The sequence below is a fragment of the Algoriphagus sp. PAP.12 genome (assembly GCF_026652115.1).
In the GTDB taxonomy this organism is placed as follows: domain Bacteria; phylum Bacteroidota; class Bacteroidia; order Cytophagales; family Cyclobacteriaceae; genus Algoriphagus.
This window is the reverse complement of the sequence record NZ_JAPPSQ010000001.1, coordinates 87,027-101,742: the sequence shown is the minus strand read 5'-3', so window position 1 is coordinate 101,742 and position 14,716 is coordinate 87,027. Positions and strand designations below refer to the sequence as shown.

At 40.5% G+C, this 14,716-nt stretch carries 14 protein-coding genes; 9 read left to right on the top strand and 5 right to left on the bottom strand.

The genetic code is table 11. The features are described 5' to 3' along the window. Positions 1-3: 3 nt before the first annotated feature. The 4 genes from O0V13_RS00475 to O0V13_RS00460 are packed head-to-tail and all read right to left on the bottom strand — an operon-like array spanning position 4 to position 3,082. Entirely contained in the window at positions 4-816 is an 813-nt protein-coding gene (locus O0V13_RS00475; RefSeq protein WP_268033027.1) for a peptidylprolyl isomerase, read from the bottom strand. Beyond that, positions 813-1,229, bottom strand: coding sequence for a DUF3052 family protein (locus O0V13_RS00470; protein WP_268033026.1), 417 nt, complete (start codon positions 1,227-1,229; stop codon positions 813-815). Before O0V13_RS00470 ends, O0V13_RS00475 begins: the two co-directional genes overlap by 4 nt. Before the next feature lie 8 nt (positions 1,230-1,237). Then, positions 1,238-2,302 carry a DUF3500 domain-containing protein gene (locus tag O0V13_RS00465; RefSeq protein ID WP_268033025.1) on the bottom strand — a complete coding sequence of 355 codons (1,065 nt, stop codon included), beginning with the start codon at positions 2,300-2,302 and terminating at the stop codon, positions 1,238-1,240. 15 nt (positions 2,303-2,317) lie between these two features. Beyond that, positions 2,318-3,082 carry a hypothetical protein gene (locus O0V13_RS00460; RefSeq protein ID WP_268033024.1) on the bottom strand — a complete coding sequence of 255 codons (765 nt, stop codon included), beginning with the start codon at positions 3,080-3,082 and terminating at the stop codon, positions 2,318-2,320. A gap of 278 nt (positions 3,083-3,360) precedes the next feature. Between O0V13_RS00460 and htpG the strand changes: the two genes are divergently transcribed. The 9 genes from htpG (at position 3,361) to O0V13_RS00415 (ending at position 13,012) form a co-directional block, all read left to right on the top strand. Continuing rightward, positions 3,361-5,247, top strand: a complete 1,887-nt coding sequence (gene htpG, locus O0V13_RS00455) for a molecular chaperone HtpG (RefSeq protein ID WP_268033023.1) — start codon at positions 3,361-3,363, stop codon at positions 5,245-5,247. A 144-nt stretch (positions 5,248-5,391) separates the two neighbouring features. Further along, positions 5,392-5,805, top strand: coding sequence for an RrF2 family transcriptional regulator (locus tag O0V13_RS00450; protein ID WP_268033022.1), 414 nt, complete (start codon positions 5,392-5,394; stop codon positions 5,803-5,805). Positions 5,806-5,882: 77 nt separating this feature from the next. Beyond that, positions 5,883-6,155, top strand: coding sequence for a DUF2061 domain-containing protein (locus O0V13_RS00445; RefSeq protein WP_073571125.1), 273 nt, complete (start codon positions 5,883-5,885; stop codon positions 6,153-6,155). Then, positions 6,130-6,834 (top strand): phosphoadenylyl-sulfate reductase, encoded by a 705-nt coding sequence (locus tag O0V13_RS00440; protein ID WP_268033020.1) that lies wholly within the window; start codon positions 6,130-6,132, stop codon positions 6,832-6,834. The genes O0V13_RS00445 and O0V13_RS00440 overlap by 26 nt, the downstream gene beginning before the upstream one ends. Before the next feature lie 176 nt (positions 6,835-7,010). Then, complete coding sequence (gene cysD / locus O0V13_RS00435) at positions 7,011-7,910, top strand: sulfate adenylyltransferase subunit CysD (RefSeq protein ID WP_268033019.1); 900 nt, start codon at positions 7,011-7,013, stop codon at positions 7,908-7,910. A 170-nt stretch (positions 7,911-8,080) separates the two neighbouring features. Then, positions 8,081-9,340, top strand: coding sequence for a sulfate adenylyltransferase subunit 1 (locus O0V13_RS00430; RefSeq protein WP_268033018.1), 1,260 nt, complete (start codon positions 8,081-8,083; stop codon positions 9,338-9,340). Between the two features lie 126 nt (positions 9,341-9,466). Continuing rightward, the gene (locus O0V13_RS00425; RefSeq protein WP_268033017.1) at positions 9,467-11,566 is read left to right on the top strand and encodes a nitrite reductase; all 2,100 of its coding nucleotides are present in this window, start codon (positions 9,467-9,469) and stop codon (positions 11,564-11,566) included. Then, entirely contained in the window at positions 11,563-12,348 is a 786-nt protein-coding gene (cobA, locus tag O0V13_RS00420) for a uroporphyrinogen-III C-methyltransferase (RefSeq protein ID WP_268033016.1), read from the top strand. Before O0V13_RS00425 ends, cobA begins: the two co-directional genes overlap by 4 nt. An 88-nt stretch (positions 12,349-12,436) precedes the next feature. Then, positions 12,437-13,012 carry a precorrin-2 dehydrogenase/sirohydrochlorin ferrochelatase family protein gene (locus O0V13_RS00415; protein WP_268033015.1) on the top strand — a complete coding sequence of 192 codons (576 nt, stop codon included), beginning with the start codon at positions 12,437-12,439 and terminating at the stop codon, positions 13,010-13,012. A 37-nt stretch (positions 13,013-13,049) separates the two neighbouring features. Here O0V13_RS00415 and O0V13_RS00410 read toward each other — a convergent pair whose 3' ends face one another. Beyond that, on the bottom strand, positions 13,050-14,669 hold the full coding sequence (locus O0V13_RS00410; protein WP_268033014.1) for a hypothetical protein: 1,620 nt from the start codon (positions 14,667-14,669) through the stop codon (positions 13,050-13,052). Positions 14,670-14,716: the final 47 nt, after the last annotated feature.

Below are 14,716 nucleotides of genomic sequence, written 5' to 3'. Positions count from 1 at the left end.
AAGTTATGGTATAGGTGGAGGCACGATTCTCATTTTTAGAATAATCACATCGGTTTCAGGTCTGTCCTTTTCATTGGTTTCTACAGCCGCAATAGCATCGACGACTTCCAAACCTGAAATCACCTGGCCGAAAACAGTATAACTTTGATCCAAATGTGGAGTTCCACCGATGGTTTCATAGACTTCTCTATGGGCGGCTGGGATCTCGTATTTTTCAAAACTCTCAAAGGACTTTACCTGGCTTTCTAACTTATCAGAAAGAGTTTTGACCAGAATACTGTCTTTGGCTTCTCTGGCATTTTCTAGAGAGTCATAAAGCGGTTTGATCGTAGCATCATTGATAGCGAAATGTCTTTGCAAATAGGTATTGATCCTGTTTTGGTTGTGCGTCAATAGACTGTCATTTTGAATCTTGCCCTGAACAATGTAAAACTGAGTGCTGCTTGATGCTCTTTCTGGATTATTGGTCCTTGCTGCACCGAGGGAGCCTTTTTTGTGGAAAATAGTGGGACTGATTTCTGCTGGGATCTGGTAAGGTAAATCATGCTCACCCACTGATTCTCCTGGTTTAGCATTCTTGCTTTCCGTATCTCCAGCCTGAATCATAAAGTCCTCAATCACTCTGTGAAAAATCAAGCTGTCATAAACCTTGTCTTCAATTAGTTTGAGGAAATTGTCTCTATGCTGGGGCGTTTCATTGTATAGTTCCAATACCATTGTTCCATAGTTGGTTTGGATTTCGATTTGAGGTCTTTCTTGAGCCATTCCTTGAATAGAAAAAATGGTGAAAAGTAAGCATGTTATAAGCTGTTTCATCGGTCTTTTTTTCGATACATAAATTTCAATCCGCTCCAATCCTCGTCGATTGCTGCAACTTTTACATCCACCAGACCTTGATCTAGGCCATATTGCATAATGTCGTATTTGCCAACTTCTGTAGAGATAGAAGAGCTTTGCTTAGGCCAACTTACCCAAAGAATTCCATCTTTTTTCAAGAATTTGACAGCTTTGCTCCAGCCATCTTTCAGTTCTTGTTGGCTTTTGACAAAAAGATGAATGAAATCTAGCCCTTCTATTAAATGACCCTCTGAAATAAGCTCCAAATTATCAGGTAGATACTCGAAAAATGCCCTGTAGTCTTTTGGAGAATACAAACAGAGAATTTTATCCCCTGATTTGATTCCCAATTTCTTAAAAAGGGGTGTTTTGGAATATCCTGAATCTGGCATTTTTTCATTTAATGATGGTGAGCCATTCTATGGTTTTTCAACACATCCTCTCCAAAATCATTTCCTTTTTCTCTGAAGATAGAATGGATATGATTCGCATTATCCAAGAAACCGACATTATCATATTCGATCAAGAAATCTGGACTGTGAATAATGTAGTAATGGGCTTTCATGGGTTCGTAGCTGCCAATCCATGCAAAGTAGACCTCATCCATTCCGGTTGCGTGGAGTTTTGCCAAGTACTCCTCAGCTTTTTTATGATCCAGGTTTGCTACATATTCTTCAATCAAATAATGTAGGATTTGTCTTTGATTTTCTGAAAGCTCAGAGCCTTTGATTCCCTGGAAAGTCTCCAGCCATTGAGGTCGATCAGGACTGGTGATGATATCTCCGCGTACTTTTTCATCCAACGTGGCCTTTGCTTTTTGAGCATCATCTAGAGAATTGACAAACCAAAATCCATAATCCTCCTCTTTGCTCAAAGGTCTTAATTCTGCGTATTGAGTTTCTTCAACTACTGCTGGATCTGAACCCAAGAAAAGTGGAGTCATGGAGAATTCTTGACCCGATACTGTCAAATTGAGAGAAAGGTGATGGCCTTCGAATTTTAAGCCCCACTGCTCGTCAGTTTTGGGATCACCTGCAATTGCAAGGAAATAATTACCATAATCCCAGTTAAGTCCTCGGATCATCTTGATGGTGTTGTCATCCATTTCGCCACGATTATATTTGATTTCAAATAGCTCATGAAGAATATCGTCAACCTGCATGATAGCAAATGTCTTGAGGTAGCCTTGAGAACTTAAAAGCTCACTCAATATCTTGTGAAAAGCGATTTTGCTTTTTTCAGAGAAATCTGCGTATTGAAGACCGGATCTAGGCGCCAGGCCAATTGGTAAATTGGTCCATTTTGTTCTGGTGCTATCATTTAAAGAGATTAAAACCTGATTTGTCTGATTTTCATCTAAAGTCTCTAAAAATGTGACAGTTCTTTTTTGAATTTCTGGCACCTCTTGGGCTTTCAATAATCCAAAATTTATAATGCAAAGAATCAGGATAAGGTGCTTTTTCATATATGGGAATTGGGTTTAATTTAAGAGGAGATAAACGAAATTTCCCCAGGCTTCATTTTTAGTAAAATAGAGGTGAAAAACTTGAAGAAAGAGGTAAATGGCAAGTGAGACTCCAAATGGAATCGCTGATTTGTTGTTTTTGATGTCTTTGATCATCAAGATCAAAAGGAGAAGGTCGATAAAAAGAAACCCTACTACCTCAACTGGCAAATCGGCTACAATTGTTGAGATTCCAAAAAGGAAAAAAAGAATGCGATCCACAGTTGGGCCTATCAAGGTCAAGGATGCGGCGATCATAAATCTTGCATGAAAAGACTTGTTTTTTCGATAGCCAACCGCCAATGAATAAAAGCAAGCTAGCCATATCAGGTAGACGAAAGCAATGGAAATGAATGCTGCGATTTGGGACTTTCCCTGGTCAAGTGTCAATTCGGTTAGACCAGCTTCAATATCTCCAATTAGGGCAGTAAACTGAACTCCATAAGAATGTCGCATCATCAGCCAGGAGCTTATAATGACGAGAGGAACTACGATATAGCTCGCCTTTCCGATCGATTGATGCAGGGCAAGCTTTCGATATCGAATCAAAAGTGGCTGAATTATCAGCATCACCACCCAACAGCTCATCAACCCAAAGTGGATATGCATGATGCTGGGCAACTCAAGGGATAGGCGACTGAAATAGGTCACATAAAAGCCAGCAAAGATCAATGGAATGAAAAGCATGAGCCAAAAGCCCATGTTTGGGAATAGCTTGAATACGTTTTCTTTTTGATTCATTTTCAGAAAAAGATGATTTAAAAAATACAATCTCTCATAATCTCGATCTGTTTGGTTATCAAGGTAAAGTGATTGAAAGCGAGTTGCTTATGCTGAATAATTTAGCTGAAAAATTCAACGATTCTAAATAAAATGCAAAATATTATAAATAGTTCTGTCTTGTCTTTAAAAGGCTGGTCATACAAGTGGTCTGCCAACTTGTCATTTTTTTCGGTTTGGAACAGGCATTGATAATTCCCCTTTGTCAATTATTGTATTAACTAAACTGATTTATACCCATGCAGGAAAAAGGTACCATCTCGATCCATACCGAGAACATTTTCCCGATCATTAAAAAATTCTTGTACTCTGACCATGAGATTTTTCTTCGTGAGCTAGTATCCAACGCAGTGGATGCGACGCAGAAAATCAAAAGACTCGCGACGCTCGGTCAGTACAAAGGGGAGCTAGGAGACATCACAGTTGAGGTTTCCTTTGATGAGAAAAAGAAGACCATCACCATTTCTGACAAAGGTCTGGGGATGACAGCTGAGGAGATCAAAAAGTATATCAATCAGATTGCTTTCTCCGGTGCAACTGAGTTTGTGGAGAAATTCAAAGATGCCAAAGATGCCAATGAGATCATCGGTAAGTTTGGTTTGGGTTTCTATTCTGCTTTTATGGTTGCCAAAACAGTGGAAATTCACACACTTTCTTACCAGGAAGGTGCTGAGCCTGCGATTTGGACTTGTGATGGAAGTACTGAGTTCGAGATCAAAAAAGGCAAAAGAAAAGAAAGAGGAACTGATATCATATTGCATGTCAATGAGGATTCTGAAGAATTCTTGGACAAGTGGAAGCTTCAGGGAATCTTGGACAAATACTGCAAATTCTTGCCAGTTCCGATCAAGTTTGGAACCAAAACCGAATCCGTTGAAGATGGAGTGGATGACAAAGGCGAGAAGAAATACAAGTCTGTAGAAGTTGATAATATCATCAACACGACTTCTCCAATCTGGACCAAGTCACCAAGTGATTTAAAGGATGAGGACTACTTGGCTTTCTACAAGGAGCTATATCCGATGTCTGAGGATCCGCTTTTCTGGATTCATTTGAATGTGGATTATCCATTCAACCTGACAGGAGTATTGTACTTCCCGAAAGTCAAGAATGACTTCGAATTGCAACGCAATAAAATCAAACTATTCAGCCGTCAGGTATTCATCACGGATGAGGTGAAGGATATCGTTCCTGAATTCTTGATGTTGCTTCACGGGGTGATTGACTCTCCGGATATTCCTTTGAACGTGTCCCGAAGCTTCTTGCAGGCTGATGGCAATGTGAAAAAGATCAATAACTACATTACCAAGAAAGTTGCTGATAAATTAGCTGAATTGTTCAAAAAGGACAGAAAAGCATATGAAGAGAAGTGGAGCGATATCGGCTTGTTCGTGAAATACGGAATGATTTCCGAAGACAAGTTCTACGAAAAAGGAAAAGACTTCACACTTTTGGAAAACACCAAAGGGGAATTCTTCACCATGGATGAATACAAGGAGAAAGTAAAGGCGATTCAGACGGATAAGAATGACACCACTATTTTCTTGTATGCAACGGATGTAGAAAAGCAGGATAGCTTTATCGCATCTGCCAATAAAAAGGATTATGATGTGTTGGTGATGGATTCTCCGATTGATAGCCACTTTATCCAGAACATAGAGACCAAGATGGAAAAAGTCCAGATGAAGCGTGTGGATGCAGATGTGGTTGAGAAATTGATCCAGAAGGAAGATTCCTATGCCAACTTGCTGACTGAAGATCAGAGCAAGCAAGTGAAGGAATTGTTTGATAAGGCAATCGGAAACCAAACCTATACTGTAGAAGTAGAAGGTCTAAGTCCTGAAGAACTTCCAGTGACCATCACGATGGAAGAGTGGATGCGTCGAATGAAAGACATGGCACAGACTGGTGGAGGTCCGATGAGTTTCTACGGACAGATGCCTGATAACTATAAAGTAGCTATCAATGGTAACCACCCAGTTGTTGATAAGATTTTGAAAGCGGATGGAGAAGAAGCTCAGATCCAATTGGCGAAGCAAGCCTTTGACTTGGCGAAGCTTTCTCAAGGCCTTTTGACTGGTAAAGACCTAACTGCATTTGTAAAAAGAAGCGTTGAGATGCTTTAATCTATTAACCAACCCTTCAAGGGAATAAATATTTGAAAACCTCCGGTTCCTTTTTGGGATCGGAGGTTTTTTGACTTTAATTAGATTTATTCTAATTCCCCACTACCGTACTAGGGTATATGCCAAAAAAGATTATTTTTGGTAATGCTTTCCAAAAAGACCAAATATGCCCTACATGCCCTGACATACCTGGGCAAGCACCGTGAAGAAAAGACTGTTTTGATACAGGATATCGCCGAAGAACATGGGATTTCCCATAAATTTTTAGAAAACATTCTGCTGGAACTGAAAAAGGCGGGAATCTTGGGAAGTAAAAAAGGAAAAGGTGGTGGTTACTACCTGATTAAAGAACCCAAAGATATTCCGCTTTCGAAAGTTATTCGACTATTGGATGGCCCTATTGCATTACTCCCTTGCGTGAGCTTAAACTACTACGAACCTTGCGATGAGTGTAAAGACGAGGTGACTTGTGGGATCAATAAGGTGATGATTCAGGTAAGAGACGAGACTCTTAAAATACTGGAAAACAAGACGTTAGAAGATATTTTGAAAACTTAACAAAATTTTTTACCAATAAACCCTATAAAATAAATAGGGTTTATATACTTTTGTGCTTTACTCTCGTTGAAACCTGTATGATTTTAGACCAGCCACTTAAGAAACTCTTTGCAAGCAAGTCTGGAAAAGACAGCAATGCCAAAAGCCTCCTCAAGTCCATTTCTTGGAGAATTGTCGGGACAATTGATACCATCATTATTTCCTATTTCGTAACTGGGGAATTTGTAATGGCACTTTCAATCGGTTCTGTAGAGGTGTTCTCTAAAATCATTTTGTATTACCTACACGAGAGAGTTTGGGAAATTTCTCCAAAAGCAGAAGCAAATGAAACAGAAGAAAAATATGCTTGAGCTAGAATCACAATTAGACCAGTTGAGTGCTCAGGAAGGGTTAGCTTTGATTGCTGATTTGTTTCCAGGGAAAGTTGTCTTTTCAACTTCATTGGGACAAGAAGATCAGGTGATTACCCAATTGATCGCCCAAAATCAAATACCCGTTAAAATATTCTCTTTGGACACAGGGAGATTATTTCCTGAGACTTTAGAGCTTTTGGCACGTACCGAAAGCAAGTATAATACCCGAATTCAAGTTTATTATCCAGAGAGAGAGTCTGTTGAAGGCCTAGTTGCTGAACAGGGGATCAATGGATTTTACAATTCTGTAGAAAATAGAAAATCATGTTGCTACGTCAGAAAAGTGGAGCCTTTAAAGCGTGCTTTGGCTGGCAATGAGGTTTGGGTAACGGGTCTTAGAGCGGAGCAAAGTGCCAATAGAAGTGGCATGAAGCGAATCGAGTGGGATGAAGGCAATCAGATCTTCAAGTATAACCCTCTTTTGGATTGGAGCTACGATCAAATGATCGCCTACATCGAGGAAAAGGGAATTCCTTATAACCCGCTTCATGACAAAGGTTTTATTAGTATCGGTTGTGCGCCTTGTACGAGAGCGATTCTTCCAGGAGAGGATGCAAGAGCCGGCAGATGGTGGTGGGAAGATTCCAAAAAAGAGTGCGGCTTGCACGCAAAATAAGATCCAAAATATTAGATACAAGGCAGAAGACTTCGGTAGTCAGCATTCGTAATTCGAAAATGAAAATTACCATTAGGGTGTTTAGTCTACCAAAAAATAAGGAATAGTGAATGATGAACGCTGAATTTCGAATATCGAAGAAAGCGGAAATCGTAAATCAAAAATTGTATATACTAATGTCAAACCTATTTATACCAAACCCCAAAGAAGCAGAATCGATCCACATCCTTCGGGAAGTGGCTGCGCAGTTTGAGCGTCCAGTTTTGCTTTTTTCAGGTGGAAAGGACTCCATTACTTTGGTGAGATTGGCTCAAAAAGCCTTTTTCCCTGCCAAAATCCCATTCCCATTATTGCATGTGGATACTGGTCACAATTTCCCTGAAACCATTGAATTCAGAGATAAATTGGTGGAAGAGTTGGGATTGGAATTGATCGTTAGAAACGTTCAGGATGCAATCGATCAGGGAAAAGTTCGTGAAGAAAGAGGTCGTTATGCAAGCAGAAATTCTCTCCAGACTACCACGCTATTGGATGCGATTGAAGAGTTCAAGTTTGACGCATGTATTGGTGGTGCTAGAAGAGACGAAGAGAAGGCTAGAGCTAAAGAGCGTGTTTTTTCTGTAAGAGATGATTTTGGGCAATGGGATGAGAAAAACCAGAGACCAGAGCTTTTTGATATGCTTAACGGGAAGATCCATTTGGGTCAAAACGTACGAGTTTTCCCAATTTCCAACTGGACTGAACTGGATGTATGGGAGTATATCAGAACTGAAAATATTGAGATACCAAGTATCTATTTCGCACATAAAAGAGATGTCTTTTTTAGAGATGGATTGATTTGGACAGCCAATGAGCATGTCTTCCGTGAGGAGCATGAAGAGGTGGTTGAAAAGTGGGTTCGATTCCGGACCGTAGGAGATATGACTTGTACGGCGGCTGTATTATCTGAGGCTCTTTCTTTGGATGATGTGGTTGCTGAAATCAGAGAGTCTACCATTTCTGAGCGAGGAGCTAGAATCGATGACAAGCGATCAGAAGCAGCGATGGAGACAAGGAAAAAGGTAGGGTATTTTTAAAAATCGAGACAAAAGGAATATCAAAAGAATTCCTATACAAAAACAATTGAAATAACATTGAAATAGGTCCCGCCAGCGGGACGAAATACTCAACAGATGTTTTTAGTATTTCGCCGAACGCAGTGAGGCTTATTTCCAAGTGTTTCAACTGTATTTCAAAATGATACAAAATGGATATACAAGGAAGAAAACTCATCAAAATCGCTACTGCTGGATCAGTGGATGATGGAAAAAGTACGCTGATCGGGCGATTGCTTTATGATACCCATTCTTTGACAACAGATAAAATCGAGGCTATCGAGAAAAACTCGAAGCAAAGGGGGTATGATTACCTTGATTTCTCTTTGGCTACCGATGGATTGGTTGCAGAGAGGGAGCAAGGGATCACCATTGATGTGGCTCATATCTACTTCAATACCTCCAAAACCAATTTCATTGTAGCTGACACTCCGGGTCATGTGGAATATACCCGAAACATGGTTACAGGAGCTTCCACTTCTCAAGTAGCAATTATTTTGATCGATGCTAGAAAAGGTGTGATTGAGCAGACTTACCGTCATTTTTTTATCTCCAACCTGCTTCGTATGAGTCATGTGGTGGTGGCTGTCAACAAAATGGACTTGGTCGACTATTCAGAAGAAGTCTTTTCGAAAATCAAGGCTGATTTTGATGAATTAGTAGTAAAAAGCGACTTCGGTGAAGATCAGATTACTTTCATTCCTGTATCTGCTTTGAAAGGTGAAAACGTAACCCGCGAATCTGAACATATGCCTTGGTATGTGGGCAATACCTTGTTGGATCATTTGGAGGTTTTAGAACCCAATGACTTGCAGGAAAGCTCTGTTGCCAGATTCCCCGTCCAATATGTAGTTCGCCCTAAGACCGAGGCTTATCATGACTTTAGAGGGTTTTCAGGAAAGCTATATGGCAATTCCCTGAAAGTGGGAGATAAAGTAGCATTGCTTCCATCAGGAAATGAGTCAACGATCAAAGGCATCCATTTTTTTGATCAAGAGCTTGAAGAAGCCGCTCCGGGCTCGTCAATTACAATCACGCTGGAAGATGAGGTGGATTGTAGCAGAGGGGATATGATTGTCAAAGTCGGAGAGGAACCTAAAAGTGATAAATCTTTGACCGCGACTCTTTGCCAAGTTAATTCCAAAGCTCTGAAAGTTGGTCAAAAGTACATCCTACAGCATGGTGTCAACCGTGTTTTGGCGAAAGTGGACCGAATAGAAGAAAAAATCCATGCTGATTTTTCCGGAACTGAACAGACGGAACAATTGAAACTAAATGATATCGGAAGGGTTCAATTTAGATTGAGCAAGCCCATCCATGTAGATTCTTATAAAAGCAATAAATCTAATGGTTCCTTTATCCTGATCGATGAAGGGAGCTTTGATACCATAAGTGTCGGTTTTATCGATTAATGTGCATTTCTGATGAAATGCGGACCCAAAGTACCTATTTAACCCTAACAACCTGTCCCGCTTTTGCGGGACTTTTCTAACAACCTAAAACCTATTTTCCCGATAGGGAAATCAAACTATTACGCCATGCAAAGCTTTCGAACTGAAATAGAAAACCCGATAGTAGAACGGGATATTCTCGAATTGGAGCGTAAAATCGCCCTATTCAAAGAGGGAAAAATTGATGAGGAAAAATTCAGAAGTCTTCGTCTAGCCCGAGGAGTATATGGTCAAAGACAGCCTGGAGTTCAGATGATCCGAATCAAACTACCTTATGGCCGGGTGACTGGAGATCAGTTGAGAAGAATCTGTAAAGTTTCGGAAGAGTATTCAACTGGAAGACTTCATATCACCACCAGACAGGATATCCAGATTCACTATGTAAGCTTGGACAGAACTCCAGAGTTGTGGGCTGAATTGGAGAAGGATGATGTGACTCTACGTGAGGCTTGCGGTAACACTGTGAGAAATGTGACTGCTTCCGAAACTGCGGGCATTGATCCAAATGAGCCTTTTGATGTGACACCTTACGCGGATGCTACTTTCAAATACTTTTTGAGAAACCCTATCTGTCAAGAAATGGGTAGAAAGTTCAAGATGTCCTTCTCTTCATCTGACGAAGATACCGGACTCGCATACATGCATGATTTGGGCTTTATTCCGAAAGTAAAAACGATTGATGGGAAAGAAGTTCGTGGTTTCAAAGTGTTGTTGGGGGGTGGATTAGGTTCTCAGCCTAGACATGGAGATGTGATTGCTGAATTCTTGGAAACTGATCAGTTGATTCCATTGATTGAAGTGGTTCTAAGGATTTTTGACCGTCATGGTGAAAGAGCCAGAAGGAATAAGGCCAGAATGAAATTCTTGGTAAAAGATTTGGGACTTGAGGCCTTTTTGGAATTGGTAGAGCAAGAAAGAAAAGCACTTCCTTTCCATTCTTATCCTTTGGATTTTGAAAATTCTGAAGCTGATCAAAAGCTTCCAAATCCTGAAAAACCCGAATTGGATGCTGAGTTGGGATTGGATTTTGAGCTTTGGAAGCAAACCAATGTATTGCCTCAAAAGCAGGCAGGATATGTAGCTGTAGGAGTTCGTGTTCCTTTGGGAGATTTCTATATTTCTCAGGCGAGAGCATTAGCAGATTTAGTGCAGAAATATGCCAATGATGAAGTGAGATTCACTTTGAGACAGAATTTCTTGATTCGCGATGTGAGAGAGGATTTGGTTCCTTATTTCTATCAGGAATTGAAAAAAATCGGCTTGGCTGAAAGAGGTTATGATTCGCTGGGAGATATCACAGCCTGCCCTGGAACGGATACCTGTAATTTGGGAATTGCCAGTTCAACAGGTATTGCTGTGGAATTGGAAAAAGTGATTTTGGATGAATATCCGCAGTATTTGAAAAACAAAGATTTGGTCATTAAAATCTCTGGCTGTATGAATGCCTGTGGTCAACACAATATGGCTCATATCGGTTTCCAGGGGATGTCCATGAGAGTAGGGAAAACAGTGATTCCAGCACTTCAGGTTCTTTTGGGAGGCGGAAATCAAGGTGATGGCAATGGAAGATTTGCTGATAAAGTGACTAAGATTCCTAGCCGCAGAGGTCCAGATGCATTGCGGATTCTATTGAATGATTTTGAAGCAAATTCTGGTGATTTGGACTTCTTGAGTTATTACGATGAAAAAGGACAGATCTATTTCTATGAATTGATCAAAGAATTGGCGGATCCTGCAAAAGTAACAGAAGCTGATAGAATCGACTGGGGAAGAGAGGAGAATTACGAAGTGGCAGTGGGTGTTGGTGAATGTGCTGGAGTTGTGATCGATTTAGTGGCTACTTTGCTTCTGGAAGCAAAAGAAAAATTGGATCTAGGTCAGGAAGCACTAGACAGTGGGCGCTGGTCAGATAGTATTTATCATCATTATGCAGGTTTGATCAATGCCGCGAAAGCATTGCTTTTAGGTGAAGATGTGAGTACAAATAGCTATGCCAATATCATCTCTCTGTTTGATGAGAAGTTTGTTGAAACCGGGAAGGTGAATTTGGGTCAATCTTTCGCAGATAAGGTTTACGAAATCAAAAATCATGAACCTTCTGAAGAATTTGCAAAAGCTTATGCCGTTCAAGCATTGGAGGTATATCAAGTTTTGAAAAACTACAGAGAAGAGGAGGTAGAGGCATGAGGGAAATAATTCATCCTAAAGTGACTTTGGTTGGTGCAGGTCCAGGAGACCCTGAATTGATCACGCTGAAGGCGATTTTGGCATTGAATACCGCGGATGTGGTTTTATATGATGCTTTGATCGATCCGGTATTGCTAAAGCATGCTCCGGAAACTGCCTTGAAGGTATTTGTCGGTAAAAGAGTTGGGAAGCATTCCCTTCCACAGGAAGACACGAATCAGCTTTGCGTAAGCATGGCCAAAAAGCATGGACATGTAGTGCGCCTAAAAGGTGGAGACCCCTTTGTTTTTGGAAGAGGTTCTGAGGAAATTGATTATATCGAGAGCTTCGGAGTTTCTACCCATGTAGTACCAGGAATTACTTCTTCTATTGCTGTTCCGGCAATGGCGGGAATTCCAGTTACCAAAAGGGGTGTTTCTGAAAGCTTTTGGGTGATCACAGGCACCACCTCAGCTAGAAAATTGTCAAATGACGTTCGTTTGTCTGCTCAGTCTTCGGCAACTGTTGTGATTTTGATGGGGACTCAAAAGCTTCCTGAAATTGTAGAGGTCTACAAAAATGCGGGAAAAGACAATTTACCAATTGCGATCATCCAAAATGGGACGACCAGAGATGAAAAGATCACCGCTGGTGTGATTGGAGATATTTTGCCAAAAGCTCAAGAAAATCAGGTTCAGTCACCTGCTATCATTATCGTTGGAGAGGTTGTCAGAGAAAGCTTGAAACTTGCAGAAGTGTATCGTGAAGCAATTTTGGTTGATGCTCAAGCAAACAGGCCGTAAATAAAAGTATTGAAGTAGAAAGCTGAAAACCTGGATGATAGATTCAGGTTTTTTTGATAGTTTGGATTTAATCTCTTCGCAATATCCTATGAATCATTTATATCCAATTTTCCTAAAAGTTCATGAACTCAATGTGTTGCTAATTGGTGGAGGCAATGTTGGGACAGAGAAATTGAGCTTTTTACTCAAATCAAGCCCCGAGGCTCAGGTGACAGTTGTTGCCAAAGAGTTCAATGCTGATTTTATGGAATTGGCTACGGGGAAAGATTCAGTGACTTTGATCGAGGATGCATACCACGAAAAGTATCTAGGAGGAAAGCATATTGTCATTGCAGCCACTGATGTTAAAAAGGTGAATCTGCAAATCCGAAATGATGCAAAAGAGAGGTTTATTTTAGTCAATGTGGCGGATACACCAGAGCTTTGTGATTTCTATTTAGGAGGAATTGTGACGAAGGGAAACCTGAAAATAGCGATCTCCACTAATGGAAAATCTCCTACTACGGCCAAAAGATTGAGACAGCTATTAGAAGAGGTGTTGCCCGAGGAGATTGATGATTTGTTGGAAAACCTCCATGCTTACAGAGATACACTAAAAGGTGATTTCGAATATAAAGTCAAAGCCATGAATGAGTTGACTGAAGGGCTGGTTGGGAAAAAATAAGGGATATTCAAATCCATTTTTTATGTTTTTGGTAAAATCATTGCTGATCAATGCCTGTCATTTGCCAATGGCTCAAAGAGACAGGGATACTTCCGACACTATTCAATTGATCAAAAAAGTCCTTCAATTGAAATTCCTCTCCATTTTCCTCTTTCATTTTGGCAAAATCGGCTAGGGCGGCTTCCAATAAGTACTTTCCTGTGATATAACTGCTTCCATACCCGGGCTGTCTCATGTATAGATGCTGTTCAAAAAGTAGTAGTTCTTTTTCCGTTTTCATCCAGCCTCTTGGTGTAAAGTTGGAATGAATGCCTCCAGCTTCGACCATCGTCATCTCATTGGCCTGGGCATAAAGGGAACCCAATCCTCTGGCAGCTCTTTGAGCGATCATGATATAGACAATTTCTCGTGAGCGAGGGGAATCTTCATACAGACCTGCATGCATGAATATTTCCTCAACTGCTGTAGCGGTTCCCTCATTTCTTGAATCCCAAATATTATAAAGAAGAGGTTCTCTCCTGATCTCACTTTCATGAGGTTCCAGATCCATTCTGGCCAGCTCAAACCAATGGTAGAAATGGGAATACAAAGGGCGTGGATCATAGTGCATGCCGATGGAAAAGAAGTTTCTTTTTTCTTTTGGGATAAAAGAACCCATATGTTCCCGCATCGCTGGTTCGAAGTAATCCTTGACGGTTACAATTTGCTTTTGATCCAAGAAATCCAAAAGACTCCGAATTGATTTCTCTGCCATCAAGTCAAATTCTTCTGGAGAGCTAGCGTCTTTCAACTCAGGCAAACCTTGATTTTTATGTTCTTCCAATTTGAGAGAAGACCAAGCTCTTGCCAACTCTCTTTTCAAAATCATTACTTCATCTTCCCAAGTCAAAGGAATCAAATGAACATTCTGAAGGTACCAGGTATAATTTTCTTTACCGATTCCGGATGGGCCAGTTTTAGTTGGCGCTATTTCATTGAGCCATTTGACCAATTCTTCTGTGGAAGAGCTTGCCTCTTTTATAGCTAAAACTAATTCCGAATCATTTGATACACCTGGCAATTCAAGGATTTTTAGTAATTCGTCCGCTTGAACTTGAATGCTTGGAATTCCTGCAGCCCAGAGCTCTTTGGCATTACCAATGAGATTGATTTTTGCTTGATCATTAAATGCCGGAATAGATTTTAATCCTTCAAGAAGCTTTTCCCTATCTGTCTTATCTAGAGGAAATTCATATTTCCACAGGTCAATGACACCGTGATGGGTGGGGCCTTCATGCGCTGGTACATCGCTCCTTTCTGTCCAGAGTGTTTTATAAAATGCAGGATCTCTTTCCCACGGTTTCAGAATTCGGTAATTAAAATCATAGCCATTCATTTCAGCCCAAACCAAACGCCAATCTACTTGTTGACTGATTGACCAGCCGGTGGTATCTATAGCTAAAAGCTGAGTCTGAAGTTGCGTGAATTTAGGCTGCCGCTTTTCAAAGGTTTCTCTTCTATAATCAGGAGCCCCGTCCAAAAGTGGTGGGTTTTCAAATGATCGCCATTCATGAAATAATTTAACCAAATCAGGATATTCATTTTTTTCAACTGTAGCCTGTGATGAAAAGATAAATGAGAAAAGGATGATCAGAGAAAGGAAAATTCTTGATTTCATAGGTTGGGATTTGAGAATACTAAATCTTTGCTTTTTGAATATAACTC

Bases quoted from the DNA above. Each gene is read 5' to 3' on its own strand.
- O0V13_RS00410 (WP_268033014.1), bottom strand. From the start codon at position 14,669: ATGAAATCAAGAATTTTCCTTTCTCTGATCATCCTTTTCTCATTTATC.
- O0V13_RS00475 (WP_268033027.1), bottom strand. From the start codon at position 816: ATGAAACAGCTTATAACATGCTTACTTTTCACCATTTTTTCTATTCAA.
- O0V13_RS00440 (WP_268033020.1), top strand. From the start codon at position 6,130: ATGAAACAGAAGAAAAATATGCTTGAGCTAGAATCACAATTAGACCAG.
- O0V13_RS00425 (WP_268033017.1), top strand. From the start codon at position 9,467: ATGCAAAGCTTTCGAACTGAAATAGAAAACCCGATAGTAGAACGGGAT.
- O0V13_RS00430 (WP_268033018.1), top strand. From the start codon at position 8,081: ATGGATATACAAGGAAGAAAACTCATCAAAATCGCTACTGCTGGATCA.
- O0V13_RS00470 (WP_268033026.1), bottom strand. From the start codon at position 1,229: ATGCCAGATTCAGGATATTCCAAAACACCCCTTTTTAAGAAATTGGGA.
- O0V13_RS00445 (WP_073571125.1), top strand. From the start codon at position 5,883: ATGATTTTAGACCAGCCACTTAAGAAACTCTTTGCAAGCAAGTCTGGA.
- O0V13_RS00450 (WP_268033022.1), top strand. From the start codon at position 5,392: ATGCTTTCCAAAAAGACCAAATATGCCCTACATGCCCTGACATACCTG.
- O0V13_RS00460 (WP_268033024.1), bottom strand. From the start codon at position 3,082: ATGAATCAAAAAGAAAACGTATTCAAGCTATTCCCAAACATGGGCTTT.
- cysD (WP_268033019.1), top strand. From the start codon at position 7,011: ATGTCAAACCTATTTATACCAAACCCCAAAGAAGCAGAATCGATCCAC.
- O0V13_RS00415 (WP_268033015.1), top strand. From the start codon at position 12,437: ATGAATCATTTATATCCAATTTTCCTAAAAGTTCATGAACTCAATGTG.
- O0V13_RS00465 (WP_268033025.1), bottom strand. From the start codon at position 2,302: ATGAAAAAGCACCTTATCCTGATTCTTTGCATTATAAATTTTGGATTA.
- htpG (WP_268033023.1), top strand. From the start codon at position 3,361: ATGCAGGAAAAAGGTACCATCTCGATCCATACCGAGAACATTTTCCCG.
- cobA (WP_268033016.1), top strand. From the start codon at position 11,563: ATGAGGGAAATAATTCATCCTAAAGTGACTTTGGTTGGTGCAGGTCCA.